General features: G+C 45.3%; 18 protein-coding genes and 3 riboswitches. Of the genes, 12 read left to right on the top strand and 6 right to left on the bottom strand.

Going from position 1 to position 22,834, the window contains the following annotated elements; all coding sequences use genetic code 11:
• Positions 1-142 precede the first annotated feature (142 nt).
• Complete coding sequence (locus AC3WJJ_RS19825) at positions 143-1,012, bottom strand: helix-turn-helix domain-containing protein (protein ID WP_492543407.1); 870 nt, start codon at positions 1,010-1,012, stop codon at positions 143-145.
• A gap of 235 nt (positions 1,013-1,247) precedes the next feature.
• Between AC3WJJ_RS19825 and AC3WJJ_RS19820 the strand changes: the two genes are divergently transcribed.
• A complete protein-coding gene (locus tag AC3WJJ_RS19820) occupies positions 1,248-2,426 on the top strand; it encodes an MFS transporter (protein WP_492543406.1) in 1,179 nt (392 codons plus the stop codon).
• 93 nt (positions 2,427-2,519) lie between these two features.
• Here the strand turns inward: AC3WJJ_RS19820 and AC3WJJ_RS19815 are convergent, their stop codons facing one another.
• Both AC3WJJ_RS19815 and AC3WJJ_RS19810 read right to left on the bottom strand, forming a co-directional pair.
• Positions 2,520-3,284 (bottom strand): TrmB family transcriptional regulator, encoded by a 765-nt coding sequence (locus AC3WJJ_RS19815; protein ID WP_422658771.1) that lies wholly within the window; start codon positions 3,282-3,284, stop codon positions 2,520-2,522.
• A gap of 101 nt (positions 3,285-3,385) precedes the next feature.
• Positions 3,386-3,835: a hypothetical protein gene (locus tag AC3WJJ_RS19810; protein ID WP_492543405.1), complete on the bottom strand. Its 450-nt coding sequence runs from the start codon at positions 3,833-3,835 to the stop codon at positions 3,386-3,388.
• A 380-nt stretch (positions 3,836-4,215) separates the two neighbouring features.
• A riboswitch (cyclic di-AMP (ydaO/yuaA leader) is annotated at positions 4,216-4,425 on the top strand.
• Between the two features lie 117 nt (positions 4,426-4,542).
• Positions 4,543-4,709: riboswitch (cyclic di-AMP (ydaO/yuaA leader) on the top strand.
• Positions 4,710-4,834: 125 nt separating this feature from the next.
• Between AC3WJJ_RS19810 and AC3WJJ_RS19805 the strand changes: the two genes are divergently transcribed.
• The 6 genes from AC3WJJ_RS19805 (at position 4,835) to AC3WJJ_RS19780 (ending at position 12,238) form a co-directional block, all read left to right on the top strand.
• Entirely contained in the window at positions 4,835-5,245 is a 411-nt protein-coding gene (locus AC3WJJ_RS19805; protein WP_492543404.1) for a hypothetical protein, read from the top strand.
• Positions 5,246-5,395: 150 nt separating this feature from the next.
• On the top strand, positions 5,396-5,473 hold the full coding sequence (locus tag AC3WJJ_RS19800) for a potassium-transporting ATPase subunit F (protein WP_492543613.1): 78 nt from the start codon (positions 5,396-5,398) through the stop codon (positions 5,471-5,473).
• 30 nt (positions 5,474-5,503) lie between these two features.
• Positions 5,504-7,183, top strand: a complete 1,680-nt coding sequence (gene kdpA / locus AC3WJJ_RS19795; RefSeq protein ID WP_492543403.1) for a potassium-transporting ATPase subunit KdpA — start codon at positions 5,504-5,506, stop codon at positions 7,181-7,183.
• 21 nt (positions 7,184-7,204) lie between these two features.
• Positions 7,205-9,238 carry a potassium-transporting ATPase subunit KdpB gene (gene kdpB, locus AC3WJJ_RS19790; RefSeq protein ID WP_492543402.1) on the top strand — a complete coding sequence of 678 codons (2,034 nt, stop codon included), beginning with the start codon at positions 7,205-7,207 and terminating at the stop codon, positions 9,236-9,238.
• 28 nt (positions 9,239-9,266) lie between these two features.
• On the top strand, positions 9,267-9,869 hold the full coding sequence (gene kdpC / locus AC3WJJ_RS19785; RefSeq protein ID WP_492543401.1) for a potassium-transporting ATPase subunit KdpC: 603 nt from the start codon (positions 9,267-9,269) through the stop codon (positions 9,867-9,869).
• A gap of 38 nt (positions 9,870-9,907) precedes the next feature.
• A complete protein-coding gene (locus AC3WJJ_RS19780) occupies positions 9,908-12,238 on the top strand; it encodes a histidine kinase (RefSeq protein WP_492543400.1) in 2,331 nt (776 codons plus the stop codon).
• A gap of 57 nt (positions 12,239-12,295) precedes the next feature.
• Here AC3WJJ_RS19780 and AC3WJJ_RS19775 read toward each other — a convergent pair whose 3' ends face one another.
• Positions 12,296-12,877 (bottom strand): LOG family protein, encoded by a 582-nt coding sequence (locus AC3WJJ_RS19775; protein WP_492543399.1) that lies wholly within the window; start codon positions 12,875-12,877, stop codon positions 12,296-12,298.
• A gap of 173 nt (positions 12,878-13,050) precedes the next feature.
• On the opposite strand from AC3WJJ_RS19775, the gene AC3WJJ_RS19770 reads away from it, so the two are divergent.
• From AC3WJJ_RS19770 to AC3WJJ_RS19750, 5 genes are all read left to right on the top strand, one after another.
• On the top strand, positions 13,051-13,590 hold the full coding sequence (locus tag AC3WJJ_RS19770) for an RNA polymerase sigma factor (protein ID WP_492543398.1): 540 nt from the start codon (positions 13,051-13,053) through the stop codon (positions 13,588-13,590).
• Complete coding sequence (locus AC3WJJ_RS19765; RefSeq protein WP_492543397.1) at positions 13,577-15,220, top strand: DUF4179 domain-containing protein; 1,644 nt, start codon at positions 13,577-13,579, stop codon at positions 15,218-15,220. The genes AC3WJJ_RS19770 and AC3WJJ_RS19765 overlap by 14 nt, the downstream gene beginning before the upstream one ends.
• A gap of 202 nt (positions 15,221-15,422) precedes the next feature.
• Positions 15,423-16,820, top strand: coding sequence for an MBOAT family O-acyltransferase (locus tag AC3WJJ_RS19760; protein WP_492543396.1), 1,398 nt, complete (start codon positions 15,423-15,425; stop codon positions 16,818-16,820).
• 15 nt (positions 16,821-16,835) lie between these two features.
• On the top strand, positions 16,836-18,323 hold the full coding sequence (locus tag AC3WJJ_RS19755; RefSeq protein WP_492543395.1) for a copper amine oxidase N-terminal domain-containing protein: 1,488 nt from the start codon (positions 16,836-16,838) through the stop codon (positions 18,321-18,323).
• A 370-nt stretch (positions 18,324-18,693) separates the two neighbouring features.
• Positions 18,694-18,782: riboswitch (cyclic di-GMP riboswitch) on the top strand.
• 148 nt (positions 18,783-18,930) lie between these two features.
• A complete protein-coding gene (locus tag AC3WJJ_RS19750; protein ID WP_492543394.1) occupies positions 18,931-20,667 on the top strand; it encodes an Ig-like domain-containing protein in 1,737 nt (578 codons plus the stop codon).
• 88 nt (positions 20,668-20,755) lie between these two features.
• Here the strand turns inward: AC3WJJ_RS19750 and AC3WJJ_RS19745 are convergent, their stop codons facing one another.
• Both AC3WJJ_RS19745 and AC3WJJ_RS19740 read right to left on the bottom strand, forming a co-directional pair.
• Positions 20,756-22,216 carry an FAD-dependent oxidoreductase gene (locus tag AC3WJJ_RS19745; RefSeq protein WP_492543393.1) on the bottom strand — a complete coding sequence of 487 codons (1,461 nt, stop codon included), beginning with the start codon at positions 22,214-22,216 and terminating at the stop codon, positions 20,756-20,758.
• Positions 22,217-22,355: 139 nt separating this feature from the next.
• Positions 22,356-22,643 carry a DUF6509 family protein gene (locus tag AC3WJJ_RS19740; protein ID WP_492543392.1) on the bottom strand — a complete coding sequence of 96 codons (288 nt, stop codon included), beginning with the start codon at positions 22,641-22,643 and terminating at the stop codon, positions 22,356-22,358.
• Between the last annotated feature and the right edge of the window lie 191 nt (positions 22,644-22,834).

Here is a 22,834-nt window from a genome sequence, read left to right as displayed (position 1 = left end):
CTTCCTCCCTTTCGCAACAATCGCGCAATCGCAGGATTAAACGTTTACTATATGTCCAGAATAATCCTTTAGGAGGGCTCACACTACTGCTATACAAGTAAGAACTGATACTATCTTACTGTCATATATAAAATCCTCAATACTACGACCGTTCTCTTAACTCACTAGGTGACAGGCCCGTATGCTGCTTAAAGAGTCGATTGAAATTAGATAAATTACGAAACCCACATTCGTCCGCAATACCGATAATCTTCAAATCCGTCGTCTCCAGCAAATGCACTGCCTTAGTCAATCTTAACTGAATCAAATAATTGAGCGGGGAAGTCCCTACAGCCTGTTGAAACAGCGCACTAAACCGCGAAGGACTCAAGTGGGCAAGATCAGCCAATTCATTCAACGTCCACCCATAACCTAGATTCAGCTCCATCGTGTGGAGTACATCTCTAAGAACATGCATGCCGCGATGCTTCATAGGGAGTGGAACCATCTGTTGTGGTACTTCATGCAAATATCGGTTCGTAAGCGCAAGAAAACGGATGAGATCTGCTCGAATTAAGCTCATAAAACCATCTCCCTGCATGCGGTACTCTTCCATTATTCTGCAGAATAGCTGAACTAGCTGAGGTGTTACAGGCTCACCATGCGTAATGACATGGCTGAGATGTACACCCGCCTCACGAAATGGACGCATCAAATCCGGGTCATACTTCAGATCAATGGCCAGAAGTGAAGGATCAAACATCATAATATCCATCACCAGATCTTCCGTCTCGAAAGCCCGGTGTAAATCGTTACTATTAATAAAAAGAAGATCACCTTCCTGAAACGGTATCTTCATCCCATTGATGAGATAATAGCCGCTTCCTCTTCGGATGTAATTCATCTCTAAGGTTTGATGCCAATGTAGGCGTTGAAATCCGGGACTCACGCCCTCTGTCGTCGAAACCGTTAATGGAAAAGACATGTCCGGAAAGAGAATATGATCGCGCATGACCGTCTGTGGCCTGTCCATATTCGCAAACCCACCTCCAGCTTATGTTCTTAAAAGCAGCGTTCTCATGCTGCTCCAAATGAATCATTCAAATATTACCATGATGTAATAAGACAGGCTATTACTCGTTATGACTTTAAATCGACTAAAAGGTAAATACTTCAATCCAACTCAAAAAGTGTTGCGCCTAATAGATCAGGTTACTATAATGGTAGTAACTTAAATGTAATACTTTATGAGATAAGGATGTGTCAGTTTGAATTTTCGAGTATATATACTGGCCATAGCCGCGTTTGTTGTTGGCATGGTGGAACTGATTGTTGGAGGTATCCTCAATCTTATTGCGGATGATCTCCACATATCTATCAGTTCGGCAGGTCAGTTTATCACCATTTTTTCAGTTTCTTTCGCTTTATCAGGTCCAATCCTCATCAATTTGACTGCAAAAATGGAGCGGAAAAAGCTCTATTTGTATACAATGGCTGTCTTTATGGTCAGTAACCTGATCGTAGCGTTCACCTCAAGTTATGCAGCCATCATCGTAGCTCGTGCGTTATCTGCTATGAGCGGTTCCGTCATCGTTGTATTGTCCATATCAATGGCAGCTTCACTTGTGCCAGAATCGCATAAGGGACGAGCAATCGGAATTATTTATATGGGTATCAGTGGATCACTTGTGCTTGGCGTACCACTTGGGATCGTTATTGGTAATGCTTACGGCTGGCGTGCTCCATTCATAGCTATTGCACTGCTTAGCCTATTAGCCATGATTGGTATTGCCTTATTCACAAATCGTGTAGCTCCGAAGCCCGTCGTCCCTCTACGTGAACAGCTTGCTCTGTTGAAGAACAGCAAGATCATTAGTGCACAACTGATCGCATTCCTGATGCTGACCGGTCACCTGACCTTATATGGATACCTGCAGCCTTATGTGCAGTCTACATTTCACGTCAGCTCCAGTACGATGAGTGTCGTGTACTTCCTGTTCGGCATAGCTGCTGTAGTTGGTGGAGGAGCAGGTGGCTTTATAGCCGATCGATTCGGTACAAAACGCTCCATTCTCACCATTGTGGCCTGTTTCTCCATATCCATGTTTGTCGTCATGCTGACCGCACAAGTCTCATTCTGGGTGTTCCTGATCGCCATGATGCTATGGAGCGGACTCAGTTGGGCGCTTTCTCCAGCACAGCAAGCTTATCTGCTTCAGCTGGCTCCAGACAATGCAGAGACTCAGCTGAGCCTGAACTCTTCCATGTTCCACTTGGGGATTGCACTTGGTTCCATGATCGGTAGTGCAGTTATTGCCCAAAGCTCGGTTGCTAACAACCCTTGGGTAGGAGGTACGATTGCCGCTGTTGCCTTTGGCGTAGCTGCCTTCTCACTGACCCGCCATTCCACAAGCAAGAAAGAACAGACCGTCTCGGCTTCGTCATAGTATTCAAGTTAATAATGACAATGTTTGTTAGACTTTTCTGTCATACACATGAAAGCCCCCGGCCTATGCAGCCAGGGGCTTCTTCGTATATATCTAATATCGAAGACGGAGCAACAGAGACTTAATCTCCTCGTCCTTAAACATCTCTTCCGGATATTTACGGCTGAACGCCGTCAGCGCCATATCATGATAGAAAAACTCAGCAAATACCTTCACAAAGGGCTGTGCCTGCGTCCTAATTGCTTGCCAGCTCCCCTGCTCCACACCTGCGAACAGCAGCTGCTTCGTATCAATCACAAGAAGCATAAATCTCTCTAACTTATCGTGATCTGCAGTAGGGTTCAGAACATATAATTTCGACAAGTTAACATCAGGGTGATCACTCCCCGTCACCAGTGCCTCAACACGCACGCCCTCACGTTCTTTACGGTTCAGTAGATCCGTAATCTCACTAAATTCGTCGCTCCACATGGAGACGAGAACAGACTCCTGTGCTTCCTCAATCATCTGCTTGCAGAACGCTTGAATGGAGCTGTGCGACTTCAGACTCCACACCTGGTCATCCACAACCTGTTTACGGACACCTGCTGATCGAAGCTCCTTTATATCACTTTCAAACTCATGCGTCAGCTTGTCAATGACTGCCTCAACAGGCAGTGCTGTATAGGTTCGCTTTTTACCGGATACGGTGTCCATCACGATTCCCTTATCAACTAGACGATCAAGCACCTCATAAATCTTGGCCTTGGGAACACCAGAGAGCTTCACAATACTTGATGCATCCATCGCCTCACCGCTCGTTACCAGCGTTTCATATACTTTACTCTCGTACTGCGAGTACCCGAATTGTAGAAGCATAGCTCCTCCTTGTACACTCTTGTTACCCTCTATGTTACCGGAGCGCGGGCCGATTGACCAGTCCACTCATAACACCTAACCATATATATTTAATAAATGAATTAGAACCAAAAATACGCACGTGAACAATCCATCAGAAAAGAACGCTCCAATGGCAAGCTGCCTAACCGCTTCCGCTCATGGCTCTGTCGAAAATTCAAGGATAAATCCGTTAGAGCAGACTCCGCGAGTCTGCAACGAAGAGCTCCCCACTCTTGCCGCTCTACAATTCGCAGAGCTTCCTCCAGAGGTAATCCCTTCAAGTGCCTAAATACAGATGACCAGCGCACTAGATCCGCGAACTCTCTTGTCTCTGGCAGTGTATATTCTGCATAACCAGAAGCCGTACTGCAAGATATTTTGAACAAGCCGCAGTTCGGGCTACTTATACTCCTTGGTAAAAACCGCTCAGCATAGGCACAGTCAAAACGAAAGATTTCCATATACCGTATCGTTGTCTCTTGTAATGTAGGTTCCGTTAACGCTGGCAAAGGTTCGATTATTCTAGCCATGACGCGTGTCTCCTTTTCATCGGTTCGATTACAACTCTATTTGTAGATCATATGGATGAAGTTGGATGAATCATACGTTATGTCCCTTCTAAAGTAAATATCCATAACAGGTCTATATCTTCAAAAAATACACGAAAAGGTCAAATGAAAACGCGTACATCACACCCTGACATCGATTATCTATCTAATTGCACAGTATCTTGCGGCTTTACTTATTTTGAGAGATAAACAGAGAAATATAGAGCATCATGCAGTATAAATGAGATTTCATTTCACTTACCACCCTTTCTGGTTATAAAACAGCTCAAAACATGCTTCTCCCTCGATTTACATTCCAAATCGCCAGACGTATGATACGAAGCATGAATTGAACAATGAATTCACTTGAATCGCTGAATGCCCTTGTCATGCAAGGGATCGGGGGAACCAAATCAAGAGATGTGCAAGGTGGTGTGAGAGCCGCCTGAAGCATCTTTCAGGGGTGAATCCTGCTTCTAAATCCAATGAAATAATGGATTTCAGGTGCAGGTAGGGCGACTCTCACCGCCCGAATCCGTCAGCTAACCTCGTAAGCGTTAGAGCTTAAGCCATTTATGCCTTAATTCGCATAGATCCGCTTGCTTATAGGAGAGGATGATGAAGCTTGTGATCGGGTAATCTCGACCACAGAGGCCTCTAGCCCTCTGTGGTTTCTTTAGATGAACAAATGCTTTTATTCGCTGAGTCCTTGAATGGAAAAGGAACGGGGGAACCAAACGGGAGATATACATTTCTCTCTGGGGTGAATCTCATCGGCAGGATCACTGCCTATGGGTAGGGCGACTCTCACGCCCGAATCCGTCAGCTAACCTCGTAAGCGTTACTTAGAGAGAGGCAACGATTGTCGTGTGCAGGGCACGGTGTATTTCACTGTGCCATCCTAAAGCCACGGGAAGAGTGATCCTCCTTCCCTGTGGCTTTTTTGTTGTCTTCTCTTTCTAACCATTAGGAGGAGAAATCATGGAGGAATGGCAAGAAATGATATTAGTATCCGCACCAACCAAGGCTGGAGAGGAATTTATCCACCAGCTCATCTATCATAAAATCCCATTCGCAGCGATCGCGAATAACCGTGCAGAACGGGATCGTCTTGAGAGTATCGGGACGAAGAACATCGTCTTAATCGATACCACCGATGAACAAACCTGGATCATACCGGATTTTTCCGTGAGCAAAGTGTTTCTGTTCGAAAGCAGCCTGAATTTATGCTGCCGTTACTTGCGAATATGCCGCACATGGACATCAGATCCAATCTATGTCATCACCCATTCAAGCAATCCCAGATTAATTTATAAAGGACTTGGCGCAACCTTTGTGATTCATACCAATAACCATCATGTGTCCTTCTTAGTTTCATCACTCATCAGCTAACCTTGATCCATACTTCATTAAAAATGTTTTTGGAGGGATTTACATGCAGGATTTATACATGGTGCTCATTCTGGGAGGAACCTACACGCTATTCACCCTGTTTCTATCCTGGTGTGGACGCGTAGTCCATGAACCGGAGGCAGATAACGAATGATCATTATTATGTTATTGCTGATTTTTATCTTTTTATATTTGATTTACGCGCTGATTCACCCGGAACAATTCTAGGGGTGCTATCGAAGGAGGAAGCAATCAATCATGGGCATTATACAAATTGCCATCGTTATTCTAGTTCTGGTGCTGCTCGTTAAGCCACTCGGAACCTACGTATATCATGTATTTCGCGAAGAAGCCAGCAGGACGGATAAGTGGTTCTCATGGGTAGAGAAACCGATCTACCGATTAATCGGGCTTAAAGAACGTAAGGGCATGACTTGGAAAGTATATGCCCTTAGCTTTGTAATGACGAACATCGTACTCGTCGCCGTGGGTTATCTTATCCTACGATTGCAAAAGGCGCTTCCTTTCAATCCGAACGGGATTGAACATATGGAGCCAACACTGTCATTTAACACCATCATCAGCTTTATGACGAACACGAATCTACAGCACTATAGTGGTGAATCAGGACTGTCCTACTTCTCTCAGATGGCTGTCATCACGATGATGATGTTCACCTCCGCTGCAACGGGGCTATGTGTGGCGATCGCATTCATTCGGGCGATTACGAGTAAGGGAACGACCATTGGTAACTTCTTCGAGGATTTTGTTAAGGCACATACAAGAATATTTATCCCCTTAGCTTTTGCTGTGGCTCTGTTGCTCGTTGCTCTGCATGTTCCTCAAACCTTAAAACCTACGATTAACGTAACGACGCTTGAGGGTACCGAGCAGCAAATATCGGTGGGTCCCGTGGCGGCATTGGAGTCCATCAAACATCTGGGTACCAACGGCGGTGGATTTTTCGGTGTAAATTCTTCACATCCATTTGAGAATCCGAGTCCGCTGACAAATGTAATCGAAATCTTATCCATGTGGTGCATTGCGGCAGCTCTGCCGTACACGTTCGGCTTGTTCGCGAAGAACCGGAAGCAAGGTTGGGTTATTTTCTCCGTCATGATGGTTCTGTTCACCTTGTTTCTGTCGCTTGCCTATGTCTCGGAATCGAGCGGCAATCCTGCAATGAACCAGCTTGGAATCGATGCCTCACAAGGCAATATGGAAGGTAAAGAGGTCCGTTTTGGTGTTGCACAATCCGCTCTATTCACGACAGTCACCACAGCCGCCACCACCGGGTCCGTCAACAATATGCACGATACGCTGACCCCGCTCGGGAGCATTACACCGCTCTCGCTCATGATGCTGAATTCCGTGTTCGGTGGAAAAGGCGTAGGTCTGATGAACATGATGATGTACGCGATCTTGGCTGTATTCCTTGCGGGGCTCATGGTCGGACGTACACCCGAGTTTCTGGGGCGTAAGATTGAGGCAAGAGAAATGAAGCTGATTGCAATCGCCATTCTTGCTCATCCTTTTATTATTCTTGCGCCGACGGCGCTTGCGCTCATAACAGATGCCGGTCAGTCCGGTATTACAAATGGTGGGTTCCACGGCATTTCACAAGTGCTGTATGAATACACATCCTCGGCAGCCAATAACGGCTCAGGGTTTGAGGGTCTCGCAGATAACACACCATTCTGGAATATTTCAACTGGACTTGTCATGCTCTTCGGGCGTTATGTCTCCATGATTGCCCTTCTGGCCGTAGGAGGTTCTCTTCTACGCAAACAGTGGGTTCCCGAGACGCTTGGAACCTTCCGCACGGATAACCGGCTATTCGCCTTTATTCTCATTGCGGTAGTCCTGATCATCGGGGCACTGACATTCCTGCCTGTGATTGTGCTTGGCCCGATCGCCGAGCATTTAATGATCCGTTAAAAGAAAAGGTGGATTATTCTAATGAATAACAATCGAACAACTGTATTAACTGGAGATATGATTCGGAAATCACTGAAAGATAGCTTCATTAAATTAAATCCAATCACGATGATGAAAAATCGCGTGATGTTTGTTGTAGAGGTCGGTACATTTATCGTCCTTCTCATGACGATCTTGCCACAATATTTCGGTACAGAAGACAGCATCAGCTTTAATCTAACCGTGTTCCTGATCCTGCTCTTCACCGTCTTATTCGCGAACTTCGCCGAGGCCCTTGCCGAAGGGCGTGGTAAAGCCCAAGCCGACTCCTTGAAACAGTCCAAAAAAGAGATTACAGCAAACAAGGTTATAGACGGCGGTGGAACTAGGACTGTTCCATCAACCGATTTACGTAAAGGTGACGTCGTCATCGTCTCGCAGGGCGAGATGATTCCTGGTGATGGCGAAGTCATTGCAGGTCTCGCATCTGTCGATGAATCCGCTATTACCGGGGAATCTGCCCCGGTTATTAAAGAAGCAGGCGGAGATTTCAGCTCCGTAACCGGCGGTACACGCGTTGTGAGCGATCAGATCAAAGTCCGGATCACTAGTGACCCGGGTGAGTCCTTCATCGACCGGATGATCTCGCTAGTAGAGGGTGCGTCTCGGCAAAAAACACCAAACGAGATCGCGCTGAACACTCTGTTGACCGTATTAACGTTGATCTTCCTGATCGTGGTTGTCACACTTGCCCCGATCGCCAAATATCTCGGCATTGAGCTTTCGATTCCTGTTCTGATCTCTCTTCTTGTCTGTCTCATCCCAACCACTATCGGTGGTCTGCTGTCTGCTATTGGGATTGCCGGTATGGATCGGGTAACACAGTTTAACGTGCTAGCGATGTCCGGTAAAGCCGTTGAAGCTGCGGGCGATATCAACACAATGATTCTTGATAAAACAGGAACAATTACATTTGGTAACCGGATGGCAAGCCAGTTTATCCCGGTTGGATCCGAATCGGTTGACGCTGTCGCCAAGTGGGCAGCGGTTAGCTCGGTCCTTGATGAAACCCCAGAAGGCCGTTCGGTACTAGAGCTAATGAAGAAAGAAGGCATTGCATTTGACCCATCGATAACAACGGATGCAGAATTCGTTGAATTTAAAGCCGAAACAAGGATGAGCGGCATGAACCTGAAGGACGGCATGAAAGTCCGAAAAGGCGCAGTCGATGCTGTGAAGAATTGGGTTCAGTCACAAGGCGGAGCGATCCCATCCGACCTGATCGCCAAGAGTGACGCCATCGCTACCGAAGGTGGAACACCACTAGCGGTGGCAGTAGACAACCGGATTTATGGTCTTATTTACTTGAAGGACACGGTGAAACCGGGCATGAAGGAACGTTTCGATCAGCTGCGGAAAATGGGTATCAAGACGATCATGTGTACTGGCGATAATCCGCTGACAGCCGCAACCATTGCAAGGGAAGCAGGTGTCGATGATTTCATCGCCGAAAGTAAGCCAGAAGATAAAATTGCCGTCATTCGTAGAGAGCAAAGCGAGGGAAAGCTCGTTGCTATGACTGGTGACGGAACGAACGATGCGCCTGCACTGGCCCAAGCGGATGTTGGGCTTGCTATGAACAGCGGCACCACCTCTGCTAAGGAAGCCGCCAACATGGTCGATTTGGACTCCGACCCGTCCAAAATTATCGAGGTGGTTGCTATCGGCAAGCAGCTCCTTATGACTCGCGGTGCACTAACCACCTTCAGTATCTCGAACGACGTGGCCAAATATTTTGCCATTATACCTGCCATGTTCACTACTGCCATTCCAAGTATGAATGCACTCAACATCATGGGGCTCGGCTCACCCTTGTCTGCGATTCTTTCGGCCCTCATCTTTAACGCCATCATTATACCTCTACTCATTCCACTGGCAATGAAAGGTGTAGCTTATAAACCGATGAGTGCTTCCAAGCTGCTGCAGCGAAATCTTCTGATCTACGGACTTGGTGGCGTAATCGTACCGTTCATCGGAATCAAGCTAATTGATATGGTTGTCCATTTGTGGATATAACGATAGATATGGAAGGGATCGAATAACAATGAATAATCAGGAGCAAAAACAAAACCATACCGCCCGTTTTTCATTTAGCATCGCGTTAAGAGCAAGTCTTGTATTTATCGTCTTGTGCGGTATTCTCTATCCGCTTATAACGACTGGTGCCGCACAACTACTCATGCCGGAGCAAGCAAACGGCAGTCTAATCAAGGACAGTGAAGGTAAAGTGGTCGGGTCTGCGCTCATCGGACAAAACTTTACAGATCCGAAATATTTTCAAGGCAGGGTATCAAGCATTGAGTACAACGGAGCCGGATCGGGAAGCAACAACTACGCTCCCTCAAATCCGGACTTAATGGAGAGAACGAAGGCTTCGATTGAAGACTGGAAGCTGAACAATCCGGATGTGCCGGTGGGCGAACTCCCGATTGACCTAATCACGAACTCTGGTTCTGGTCTAGACCCACACATCACGCCGCAATCGGCTAAGGTCCAGATCCCCCGGATCAGCAAGTTGACAGGTGTGTCGGAAGGCGAGCTTATAAAGCTCGTTAAGGAGCATACTGAAAGCCGTGATCTTGGTGTGTTCGGGGAACCTCGCATCAATGTATTGAAGCTGAATCTGGCACTGCGCGAGCTGTTGTAAATCTCAGGTACTAGGAGCCTCAAGGGAGCGAGAAATGCATGAATCCATTCAGAAGAAAAACACCTGAAGAAATCCTACGCTCCATCTCGAAGCTGCATCAAGGACGGCTAAAGGTGTATATCGGAGCCGTAAGCGGCTCTGGAAAGACATATCATATGCTCCGCGAAGGCCAGACTTTAAAGTCTCAGGGCATCGATGTTGCCATCTGTGCTGTGTCTACGATGCAGCGTCCGGAAACGATGGAGCAGATCGGCGATTTGAACCGGATTCCCAGTATTCATTGGATAAAGAATGGTGTTGAGCAAAAAGATTTGGATATCGAGCGGATCATGCAGCGAAATCCAGAGGTGTTGCTCGTTGATGGACTCGCTCATCGAAACCGGGAGGGTGCACGGCACGCTACCCGGCTTGAGGATATAAGATACCTCCTGAGCTGCGGGATCAGTGTCATTACAACGATTAACGTATATGAACTGGAAGACGTACGAGGGATTGCGAGTAAACTGACCGGAATCAAGACTACAGATACCGTACCAACAGATACGCTGGAGCTGGCAGATGAAGTCGTATTAATCGATGTCACCCCCGAAACGATGCTCAGCCGTGCAGCAGAGGGATTATCTGGCGGGGGCATAGATGTACTAAAGCACGGAAATCTGGCTGTCCTGCGGGAGCTTACCCTCCGGCTTGTTGCAGAGGGCGTGAGCGGATCTCTTGAAAGATATCGTAAAGAACTGGGACTAATCGGACCATCTGGCGCAGATGAGCGGATCTTAGTATCCATCCAGTATCACTGGAACGGCTCTATTTATATACGTCGTGGTCAGCAGATCGCAAAGAGACTCAACGGTGACCTGCTGGTCGTTACGTTTGTTGATCAGAATAAGGAGCTTAGTAAAGAGCAGACCACCTTTAAACGCTCCATCGTTAAGCTTACATCACGAATCGAAGCCAAATTTGAAGAGCTTCCCCGCTGTTCCAGAAGATCGCTCGCGGAAGTGCTCCTGAAATACGCACTAGAGCATCATGTAACCCGGATTGTGCTCGGGCATTCGAGGCAGACTCGGTGGCAGGAGTTATATCAAGGCTCCATCATCCATGATCTGCTTCAGAGAACACGCGGTGTAGATATTTTCATCGTGGCTGACCGCACGGAGCTAGAAGGGGAACGCATCCTACCCGCTCAGATCAATCGGCCTCCTGGTCCATTTGAGTCGTTCCACCGGTTAAATCCACAAGAGATTGACCAGAAGATCAGGCAGATTAAGCGTGGACGGTTCAAGGTATATATCGGAGCTGCCCCAGGTGTAGGCAAGACGTATACCATGCTCCGGGAAGGCAATGACTTGCTTCGTAAAGGGATCTATGTGCTAACCGGATTACTCGAAACACACGGACGTAAAGAAACGCTAACGCAGGTGGGAAAGCTTGAAATCCTTCCCCGAAAGATCGTTGACTACCGGGGTACACATCTGGAAGAGATGGATACGGATGAGATCATCCGCCGAAATCCAGATGTCGTACTCGTCGATGAGCTGGCGCATACGAATGTGCCGGGCAGTAAGCACAAGAAGAGATATGAGGACGTATTGGACATTCTCGGCGCAGGTATTTCGGTCATCACAACGGTTAATGTGCAGCATTTAGAGAGCCTGAACGACTCGGTAGAGCAGATTACCGGCGTTCGTGTCCGGGAGACTGTGCCGGACCATATCTTACAGCTAGCAGACGAGGTCCAGCTGATCGATGTGACCCCCGAGTCACTGCAGCAGCGAATGAAGGACGGTAAAATCTATGCCTTGGATAAAGTCAACCAGGCGCTTAGTCATTTTTTCAAGACGGGTAATCTTATCGCACTCCGAGAGTTGGCACTTCGGGAACTGGCAGACGATGTGGATGAGCGCCTTGAATCATGGGAGCGTAGCAGTTCACTAAGGGGCCCATGGAGGCGCCAAGAGGTCATTTACGTATGCGTAAGCCTCAGCTCTCAGGCAGAGCGATTGATCCGCCGCGGCTTCCGAATTGCCCACCGACTTAAGGCAACCTGGTATGTAACCTTTGTTCGAGTAGAATCTTTATCTAGCAATAGAGACATCAAAGACCGCCTAGAGATGCTTCACACCTTATCAGAACAGTTAGGTGGAACATTTATTGTTCAAAAGGCAGAGCATCAGAAGGACATTCCTTCAATTCTCATGACCGAAGCCGATAAAGCTGGAGCTACTCAGATGATTATCGGCCAATCCAGCGGCTCGGTCTGGAAACAAATACGCCAAGGTAATATCTTCAAAAAGCTACTTCGAGGTACAAGACACATGGATGTGCTTGTAGTCGCAGATAATGAAACACGGAATGGACTCAAGCGCTAGTTAAATAAGGGACCCGCCAAGCATGAAGCTGTGGCGGGTCCCTTTGACTTTGTATTGTTACGTTTCGTCTTCTGTTATATAAGTCTTCACTGTTGGTGGCTTGTATGCATTGAACTTCTCTATTAATTCATCCGGACTAGCGGCAACAAGTGCCATCGCACGGTATTTATCCTGTAGGAATTGCTGTTCATTCATATGATCGAAGAATGAGATCAGCAGGTCGTAATAGCCGTTCACATTCAGAATACCGCAAGGCTTCTGATGGAGCCCCAACTGAGCCCAGGTGAAAATTTCGAAGTATTCCTCCATTGTACCCGGACCTCCCGGCAATGCAATAAATCCATCTGCCAACTCCGCCATCTTCATCTTTCTCTCATGCATCGAGCCCACAACGATAAGCTCCGTTAAGCCGCGGTGAGATATCTCCCGGTCCTCAAGCATTTGGGGAATGACACCAATGACTTGCCCTCTTGCTTCCAGAACGGCATCGGCTACAGTCCCCATAATGCCGACACTTGCCCCTCCATATACAAGTGTAATCCCTCGTCTGGCAAGCTCTTTACCTAGCTGCACAGCACCTTCCTTATACGCGGGTGAAGCACCGTCACTCGATCCGCAAAAAACAGCAATCTTCTTCATGGTTGTCCCTCCGTATCTAATCTTTTTGAATTATACTTCTTTAATATATACGATTGGTATTTTTAACTAAAACAAATTTTAAGATGATCAACATTCACAAATTTAAAAAGGATGAACCTTTTTCCATGGTCATCTGTTTATATTACATCACACAAAGAAAGGAGAGCCTTTCATTGACGACAGAACGTGAACTATTCGATTCATACAACAAAGATGTGTATCGTACCTGCTATTACATGCTGCGGAACGCACAAGATGCAGAAGACCTCTGTCACGACGTATTCGTCACCGTATTTCATCAGGACTGGCGAAGTGTTGATCAAGTACGTGCTTGGATCATGCGCATCACGATGAATCACTGCTTAAACTTTATCCGAAAAAACAAGACCAAGCGCGATAAACAGCCCGAAGTGGAGTGGCTTTATGATCAGGCCACAGCAGCAGCCAAATCCGTTGATACCCTTGTACTTGAGAAAGCAGATGCGGCGGAATGGGAGAAACTGCTGAAACAGCTTCCCGATAAACAGATGGCGGTCGTTACCCTCCGCTTCATCGGTGAATTATCGATAGCCGAAATTGCGGAGACATTGAACGTCCCCGTAGGGACGGTTAAGTCAAGACTCCATAAAGCTTTAAAGATGATGCGAAAAAAGCTCGAGCAGCAACACCATAGCTTTTATTTGAAGGGAGAGAAGCAATTTGGAACGCGTTGAGAAAGACTTAAAGAACCAGATGAATGCTGCAAATAACGTCGTGTATCCTGACTTCGATAAGATGTGGAACAGTATCGAGCAGAAAGAGCTAAAGGTCGTAGGTAGTGAATTCGTGACATCTCGCCCACGGAGACGTAAAAGAACTGCGGTTATTGTTTCGTTATCAGTTGCCTTGATGGCTACACCAGTATATGCAGCTATTCAATACGATTGGTCCGATATTCTCTCCTTTAAATCCGGTATTCAGTCTGCATTGGAGCAAGGCTTAGGCCAAACGATTAATCAATCGATAACGAATAGCGGCGTGACGTTGACGCTCCATACCGCATTCACGGATGAGAATCGGACCTTCCTACTCTACAGCATTAATCCCGGATCTTCATGGGATGGAAAAGATGTAGGCTTTGATCAAATCGGCCTTAAAGATCAGAAAGGCAATCTAATTGAGGGAACTTATACACATAGGTGGAATGAACAGCTGGGTGTATTTCAGGGATATTTCGAAACAGACTGGGTCTTAGATGGAAGCACGGCTAATGTTGAGTTTGCGATGAAGGATCTCGTTTTTATGGGTGACGGCAAACAAACCATCGATTACGATCCTAATAGCTCTAAAACACAGATATTCAATATTCAAAAGGATGGCATAGACAGTGTGACATTGCAGTCTTTCGATCAGTCTGATGGTAAGGTGCTGTTGAAATCATCCATCACATTCACAGACCCGGAGCTACAAAAGAGAAGCTGGGTGCGGGTTCAAGCATTAGATAATCAACATGAGCCCATTAAAGAAGCGGAAACACCTGTCTTCGGAACACCGGGAGCTTCTAATGAATACTTGAGTCAGCAAATGTTCAAATCCGATCAACTACGTTCCAAGGAAATCAAGTTCCAGCTTGGTTATGATCGAATCGTGGGAACAGCTGAGGGCTCTTGGAACATAAACTTATCTCTTTCCAAGAAACAATTAGAAAAGAGTTCATTTGAAGAAGCACTGAATATTCCGGTAGACCAAGTTACTGACGGAACCAAAATAAGTAAGATGATTGTAACACCAACACAGGTGCGGCTGATCATGACTCACAAAGAGAAATACACACGCGTTCCATATATGAACTATCAACTCGACGTGGGTGGCCTTCTTCTGGATGGGGGTATCTCATACGGAACTAACAAGCCGAACAAAACAGAATTACGGTTTGAAATGACTGGGCTAGATGCCGCTTCTCTTGTGAATAAGCCTGTATCCTTGGTTGCGAGTCACCGTGTGGATGAACATGTAGGTGACGACCATCCGATACGTTTAACGAATATCTCGGATAAGCAGCAAACCATTAATTCAAGGATTGCAGGATATCCAATTACATGGAAGTACTATACGAAAGACAATCATCTGTACGTGGAATCCTTAAGCTCTGATCCGGCATTTGGCGGGGTTAACCAGACCTACTATTTAAGCGGTAAGGATCGAGAATACGGGAAACCGGCAATGATGGGCATATTAGGTGATGGAAACAATAAACATATGGACGTCTATGAGAACTTTGATCCATCCGATCTGGAAATTTACATTTATAGATACACAACAGAACAGCTGGAAGACGAGATGCGCATTAAGCTTAAACCGTAAAAGTAAAACATCTTTGTTCCAGAACTTTTTAAACCGCCCGAGGGTCTCCCTGGGCGGTTTTTCCGTATGATTCCTTTTTTTCATGTAGAGTCTATCATTCATATTCAAAATATCCCATAATTACTATATTCATATATTTAGCTTCCATGTCGATAATTCTCTAAGAACAATCTATTAAAGGAAGAAAGTAGGAATAGACCCCGTGTTGTTTAATTCATATGTTTTTATCTTTATGTTTTGGCCGGTTACTTTAATTGTTTATTTCGCACTTAATCGCTTCAGGTATACGGACTTGTCCAAGTACTGGTTAGCCCTCTCGTCTCTCTTCTTCTACGGCTGGTGGAATGTTAAATACATCCCGCTGCTGCTCGGATCGATCGTGTTTAACTATATGATTGGACGTCTACTAACCTCCAAGGACGATACACATACCACACATAAGCGCAGACGTAAGCTCATACTCACCTTCGGAATCATTATGAACCTACTCCTGCTTGGTTACTACAAGTACGCTGACTTCTTCCTAGACAATCTCAACCACCTCACGGGCGGAAATATCCCCATGTTACACATCATTTTGCCGCTTGGAATCAGCTTCTTTACATTCACTCAGATTGCCTATCTCGTTGATGGCTACCGAGGAAAGGCGCAGGAGTATAACTTTTTCAGCTATATTCTGTTCGTTACCTTTTATCCGCATCTCATTGCCGGCCCCATTCTTCACCATAGCGAAATGATGCCTCAGTTCGATCGAATTCGTAACAAGATTGTGAACTGGTCTAACCTCTCAAGAGGTATGTATATATTCTGCATCGGATTAATTAAAAAGGTTGTCATAGCTGATACGTTTGCCGTGTTCGCAAATGACGGATTCAACTCGGCTACGGGATTCGTGGATTCGTGGGTTGCCGCACTGTCCTACACGTTCCAATTATACTTTGACTTCAGTGGATACACGGATATGGCCATCGGTGTTGCCCTATGTTTCAACATCAAGTTACCTGAGAATTTCAATTCACCTTATAAAGCTGTTAACCTTCAGGATTTCTGGAGAAGATGGCATATGACGCTGAGCCGCTTCTTGCGTGATTATATCTATATTCCGCTGGGTGGGAACCGCCGAGGAGATGCTATAGCCATGCGTAATGTCATTATTACCTTCTTAATCGGTGGTCTATGGCACGGAGCTGGATGGACTTTTATGATCTGGGGTGCGCTTCATGGCGTCGGTCAGGCGATTCATCGCTTATGGGCGAAACTCGGACGCCCTTTGCCTATATGGGCCGCATGGTTCATTACTTTTATATTTATTAACATCACTTGGGTATTCTTCCGTTCCACGAGTTGGGGACAGGCCCTGCGTATACTCAAGGGCATGAGCGGTTTGAACGGCGCTGGACTTCATTCGCCGCTTACACTCCTTATCCCGATCATCATGATCGCCATCTTTCTGCCCATTGTACTTTTCACGCCGAATTCCACTCAGCGCCGCGAACAGATGAATCCCGATTGGAAGACCGCATTTACGATGGCTGTCATGTTCGTCTTGTCCCTGCTCTATCTCAACCGAATTTCTGAGTTTTTATATTTTAATTTTTAAAAAGGTGGGAGTCTCTTGAGCCCGAATACGAATACGGTCATAACGAAACCGAAACATGCAGCCACCCGAAAAACTAAAAAAAACAGTGCCCGAGCAAAGGCTATACTTCTGCGCTTCGCTATGTTTACGATCACCTTAACCGCGGCCATCATTACCTTGACTGCGGTACTTGACCCGCTGCAATTTTATCGTAAAGCTACGTGGTACAAGCCTTTTCTATCAAGCGACGCTAGGTACCAGAACCCCGGGCTTGCTAAAAATTACGACTACGACACCATTATTATTGGAACTTCGATGACCCAGAACTTTTTACCTTCGGAAGTAGGACAAGCTCTAGGTGGCACCGCCATGAAGCTAGCCATCGAAGGATCTACGGCAGACGAACACTACTATACGGCCAAGCTGGCTCTTGAGACCGGTAAGGTAAAGCGAATTCTCTGGGGTCTCGACTACTTCTCGCTGAAGGCGAATACGAAGCAAGCCTCTGATCAATTCCCTCTTTATATGTATGATGACGTATGGTGGAATGATTATAATTACTTATTTAATTACTCCGTATACGACCAGCTCTTCAAGAGCCTGTATGGCAAAATGTTCGGAAATAAAGATAAGGATTTAGAATATCTGAACAACTGGAATGATAGAGCAAAATTCGGTGCTGATGAGGTAATGAAATCTTATAAAACAGCAAGTCAGCAAGATGTGTACTTCGGAATTAACGAGGAGAGCCTCGATGTGGTGCAAAAGAGCTTTACCGATAACATCTTGTCGCTCGTTAAAGCTTATCCTGATGTGGAATTTTACTTCTACTATCCTCCTTATAGCATTTTACGTCAGACGATGTGGCAAGAGAGTAATGCTGCTCGGTTCGATAATCAGATTACCATGCGAAAATGGATGTTTGAACAATTCGCAGATCACAAGAATGTAAAGCTGTATGATTTTCAGACAGAAACCGAGTGGACGTATAATTTGGATCTATACAAGGATTTATCTCACCATTCACAAAACGTAAATTCATGGATTGCAGCCGCTATTGGTCGGGATGACATCAAGTATAGAGTGACCCAGGAGAACATCGATGAGTTGAATTATAAGCTGAACATAGATACCCTTCATGCGATGGTGACCCCTGAGCCGGGAGTCCGCAATATGTTCACTACTATACAAGAACAGGAGCCTGATTTTACAAAGCGGGCATGGGCTGGGCAGCAGGATCTCATGGTTCCTGTCAAAGAATTGGTCAAAGCGCTTGATGCTCAGTGGTCGTGGGACAAGAGCTCCCGCACCATGCGTCTATCAAGTAAAGATTATAAGATCCAAATGACCGTTGGAAGTGCTGCAGCTATAACATCGACCGGCAATTTATCGATGGAATCACCTCCACAAATGATCGAAGGAGTGACCATGATTCCCCTTGTTTGGACGGCTGAGCAACTTGGTTGGTATGCTGATGTTCAGGAAGATACCTATGCGACACGTATAGACCTGCGTCCAATGTAAGGCGTAGAAGAAGAGCAGCCGCTGGCTGTTCTTTTTTTATGCGCGGAACTACACGTTCCCAGCGAATACAAAATCGTATTCCTACAACGAACTACAAGAATAAATAAAGCGACCTGTTTAGACAAACTTTTATAAGGAACGACACCATGTTTCTCACGAATATGAAAGCTTTTTAGACGTTCTATATCATAGTACCTCTAACGACAACAATTCTAGTCATTCGTTTAATCAGAATGAACAATTTCATATTAAGATAAAGGTTAATAGTTGTGATTAATATAACAATTGTTATTTCTTAGGACCCACACTATAATTTTAATGAGTTACTATTTCCCTATTTTTGATTAGGTATAAATAACTACATAGTCAATTTACGAAATGGCAAACTTATCGAAAGGTAAGGGCGCAAAGCTACGGGTCTAAGGTTCTGACAAGAACGATGATCGCCGGGCCGCCGAACAGAAGAGGTATAAACACGCCTGTTTTTTTCCATTTCGGGGAAAATGACAGGCTTTTTATTTTATTAGGGGGGGGGGGACATCACCAAGTTTCATATTAAGTCAGCAAGCCCTTAGTAAAAGAAAATAGTTTACGGGAGAGAAATCAAATGAAAAAGTCATGGTTGAGTTTCATTCTATCTTTATTGCTTGTATTCAGTATATTTCCAAGCTCGTGGGCTGCGGCAGACGGCACACAAGAGCTGACGTTTAACAACAAGATTTCCAGCTCCATCACAAGCGCAGGCAAAGAAATGGATCAGTATTCATTCACAGTTCCTTCTGCAGGACGGGTAAATTTAGAAGTATTCTCGCAAATTAATGAAGTGTTGCTTTATATCGTGGCATCCGACGGAACAACAGAGATGGCCATGCAAGATCTTTACTATGGAAGTGAAGCAGAACCAAAAAAGTGGAGCAAGTGGCTTGATCTAGAGGCAGGCAAGTACTTCATCAAAGTTAAACAATATGGCAAGTACACGGGTGCATACTCGCTCGAATTAAGTCACACACCGAATGGCAGTAACGATATCGAGCCAAATGACAGTACTGCCGCATCACAGCCTTTGGACTTAAAAGGAACGGTACGGAAGGGCTTTATTTCTGAATCCGACGCAATTGACGTATATCGATTGGACGTGCCATCAGCTGGGCAGGTGGATTTTGAAGTATTCTCCCATAATTACGAGGTCTTATTGTATGTATTAGATCAAGATGGAACAACGGAAATTGCGAGTAAGGACCTCTATTATGGAAGCGTGGACGAGCCGAAGAAATGGGAGCTGTCACTTGATCTAGAGGCGGGGACCTATTACTTTAAAGTTAAGAAATATGGTAAACATACAGGGACTTATACGGTTAAGGCGATGCACACACCGGTCAAAGGAAATGACGTTGAGCCGAACAACAACATCGAACAGTCGCAAAACCTTTTGACCAATGGCAAAGTTCAGACAGGCTATATTTCAGTATCGGATGATACTGATGTTTACAAATTTAAGCTGCCTAAGGCCGGACAAGTTGATTTAGAAGCTTTTTCTCAGATCAACGAGGTGATGATCTATGTCCTAGACGCGGATGGCACGACCGAGATTACGAAGAAAGACCTTTATTACGGAAGTGCTCAGGAACCGAAAAAGTGGAATGATTCGTTAGATCTTGAAGCAGGCACGTATTATATCAAAGTAAAGAAATATGGCAGCTACACCGGCAAATATACATTAAAAGCGAACTTTAAAAGCTCTAACGGTAATGACTCCGAGCCGAACAATACGAAGGACAAAGCACAACCAATCAGTATAACAAATCAATTGGTTAAAGGCTGGATCTCTTGGTCGGACGATGTAGACATGTATAAACTAACGGTACCCAAAGCAGGCCCTGTAGAGTTGAACTTCACATCACAAATCAATGAAGTACTTGTCTACCTCCTAGCGAGCGATGGGGTAACCGAATTGTTTAATAAAGACGTTTACTATGCTAGTGAATCAGAGCCAAAAAAGGTAGTGCAGCAATTCAATCTCAAATCAGGTACATATTATATCAAGGTGAAGAAATATGGGTCTAACACAGGATCTTATAGCCTCAAAGTGAAGGAACTGACTCCACCACCTGCACCGAAGGTGAATACACTTACAAGAAATTCAACCCGGGTTACTGGCAAAGCCGAACCAGCTTCTACTGTGACCGTATATATTGGAAAAACACTTCTTGGGAAAGCAAAGACGGACCGGAATGGCAATTATTCTGTAGCCATCAAAGCGCAGCGCTCAGGTAAGAAGGTTATCGTCTATGCAACGGACGTTGCAGGAAACCGTAGTACCGGCAGCTCTGTTATTGTGAAGTAATTCAACCTTCATATCAAAACCATTGCGTACGGGTACAGTAAAAAGCAGCAGGAATCTCTCCGTGAGCGGAAAGGAACCTGCTGCTTTTCTATTCAACCTTATTATCTAGTGAGATACCGTAATCCTTCTTCAAATAAGCATGAATTCGGCGGAAATCGTCCTCGTTGAGATCCTTGAGCCTTTTCGTCTTCATCTCATGACCTAAGATGATTCCAATCGTCTGCGCAGCTAGGGCCGTATTCGGCATGATCCTTGCAGTACCGTAGGCTTTGACATCAGCACCTACATTCTTACCGGCGACCAGTACATTCTCATAAGATTTCAATTCAAATGATCGCAGCGGCATCCCGTACTTGTCTGTCTTCCCAAAGCCTATGCCTTTGGGAATATGCCTTGTGGCCTGAAGATCAACCGAATACCCTCCTATACTCACGTTATCCCAGAACATATGACTCTCTTTAACATCCTCATAATTCAGGACATACTCCGTCTCGAAACGGTTATAGTCTCGGATATACAAATAATCTGGAAACCCGTTCAGCTCCGCCTTAGCAAACCCCGGAATATTCTTACGCATAAATTCCAGTACATAAGGTGCCTCAGCTTTCGCTTTATGTAGCGCATTCTGAACGGACTTCGCATCCGCTGGATCCACATCATAGATCAATAAAGCATTCATAATCACTTCGCCATGTCCCTGATCGAGTGTGTTCATCCCTCTCAGAACCATCTGTGGATCTTGCGGTTTATACTTCATCATCATGTTACTGAGGCCTGTTGCAATGTTCCAATCCACGTATGTATTCGGGCCATATTTCTTCTGCACATTGCTCAGTGGGTAGTCCTCTAAGATCGTTTGGTGAAGCTTGCGCCAATCGACTTTCTTGAACCGGAGCATAAGTGTCGCTGCCATGTAATCCGGCTCATGTCCATCTTGTTTGTATAAGCTCTCCATACCCGGAATCCGCTTGGCATCCAGCTTGCTCGTCAGGGCATTAAAGTCCGTATTCTCGACCCAATAATCAGCCTGTACCTGATGGCGCTTGCCGTCGGCAAGATAAGTCAGTGATTGAAGAGACTGTTCTCCGTTCACCTTCATCACCTTTACAGATTCGATCTCAATCCCACTCTTAACCTTGATATCCTCTATCTTACTATCGTAATATGCATTAAACTCGGGGGCTTTACGAATTGTGCCTTTCTTAAAACCATCAAACAACTCTTTGATATCACCTTGTACTAGACTCTTCTGATTCTTGTCATTGGGCTCATCCAGAAACTGCATCTGGCCTTCAATCAGCTCTCCGCCTAGTTTCTCTCGTGGATCAAGAATAATAACATCAAGCCCATGCTTCATCGCTTCCCTTGCAAGGAGAACACCCTGAATCTCACTGCCGATGACAACAATGTCATACCGGATACAACCTTGTCCACAGGTCGCAGGGGCCTGGACTGTCTTGGCGTGAGGATAAGGTACAATCCATTGCACCATTAATGCCGCTATTAAAAGAGAGATTAATAATCGAAAACTACTCTTCAATATATTCATATGCTACGTTTACTTCCCTCCGAGTATAATACCTTTCACATTCACAGTAATATTTTCCATTAAAATGGTAGCATACTTGCTAAACCCTTTCAATATCATCAAAAAAGCATCCCCTCAGGAATGCCTTTGATCACACCGTTCACTCTGGTATATTATTTTTGCAAAATTCAGCCAGCTGTTCTTCCTCTTCAGGCTCCATATCAAAATCGAGATACAAATCACTCGTTCTTTCATAGAAATCATATTTCACTATGCGTGACTGATCCTCATCTGAGAGAAAGATAACTCGTACATATACACCACTCTCACGGAACAGCTCATCATCCTCTGGGACATCTAGATCGAATACAAATTCATATCTCTTCCCCGGTAAGATGCCGAACGGATCTTTAACAAATTCAGCTGTATATTCTTTTATCGTTAGCATGTAATCATCCTTTCCAAACACGATACCTATCATTATACACATTATCTCCGTAGTTAAGAATTAAATAGGGTTTTCATCAATAAATTGGAATACTATTACATTTGTGTAATAAATAGAAGTTAATATTTTTGCACAAGCATCCTGGGTTTGTAGTAAAATGAAAATTGTTCGTTTTTTTCAGCAAACACGGG

Source organism: Paenibacillus sp. FW507-14B1B, assembly GCF_058781425.1.
Note: the sequence above shows the minus strand (reverse complement) of the source record. Positions and strands in the feature narration are given on the sequence as shown.

Excerpts from the sequence above, each read along its gene's own strand:
- AC3WJJ_RS19825 (WP_492543407.1), bottom strand. The coding sequence starts at position 1,012 with ATGGACAGGCCACAGACGGTCATGCGCGATCATATTCTCTTTCCGGAC.
- AC3WJJ_RS19815 (WP_422658771.1), bottom strand. The coding sequence starts at position 3,284 with ATGCTTCTACAATTCGGGTACTCGCAGTACGAGAGTAAAGTATATGAA.
- AC3WJJ_RS19810 (WP_492543405.1), bottom strand. The coding sequence starts at position 3,835 with ATGGCTAGAATAATCGAACCTTTGCCAGCGTTAACGGAACCTACATTA.
- AC3WJJ_RS19805 (WP_492543404.1), top strand. The coding sequence starts at position 4,835 with ATGGAGGAATGGCAAGAAATGATATTAGTATCCGCACCAACCAAGGCT.
- AC3WJJ_RS19800 (WP_492543613.1), top strand. The coding sequence starts at position 5,396 with ATGATCATTATTATGTTATTGCTGATTTTTATCTTTTTATATTTGATT.
- kdpA (WP_492543403.1), top strand. The coding sequence starts at position 5,504 with ATGGGCATTATACAAATTGCCATCGTTATTCTAGTTCTGGTGCTGCTC.
- kdpB (WP_492543402.1), top strand. The coding sequence starts at position 7,205 with ATGAATAACAATCGAACAACTGTATTAACTGGAGATATGATTCGGAAA.
- kdpC (WP_492543401.1), top strand. The coding sequence starts at position 9,267 with ATGAATAATCAGGAGCAAAAACAAAACCATACCGCCCGTTTTTCATTT.
- AC3WJJ_RS19780 (WP_492543400.1), top strand. The coding sequence starts at position 9,908 with ATGAATCCATTCAGAAGAAAAACACCTGAAGAAATCCTACGCTCCATC.
- AC3WJJ_RS19775 (WP_492543399.1), bottom strand. The coding sequence starts at position 12,877 with ATGAAGAAGATTGCTGTTTTTTGCGGATCGAGTGACGGTGCTTCACCC.
- AC3WJJ_RS19750 (WP_492543394.1), top strand. The coding sequence starts at position 18,931 with ATGAAAAAGTCATGGTTGAGTTTCATTCTATCTTTATTGCTTGTATTC.
- AC3WJJ_RS19745 (WP_492543393.1), bottom strand. The coding sequence starts at position 22,216 with ATGAATATATTGAAGAGTAGTTTTCGATTATTAATCTCTCTTTTAATA.
- AC3WJJ_RS19740 (WP_492543392.1), bottom strand. The coding sequence starts at position 22,643 with ATGCTAACGATAAAAGAATATACAGCTGAATTTGTTAAAGATCCGTTC.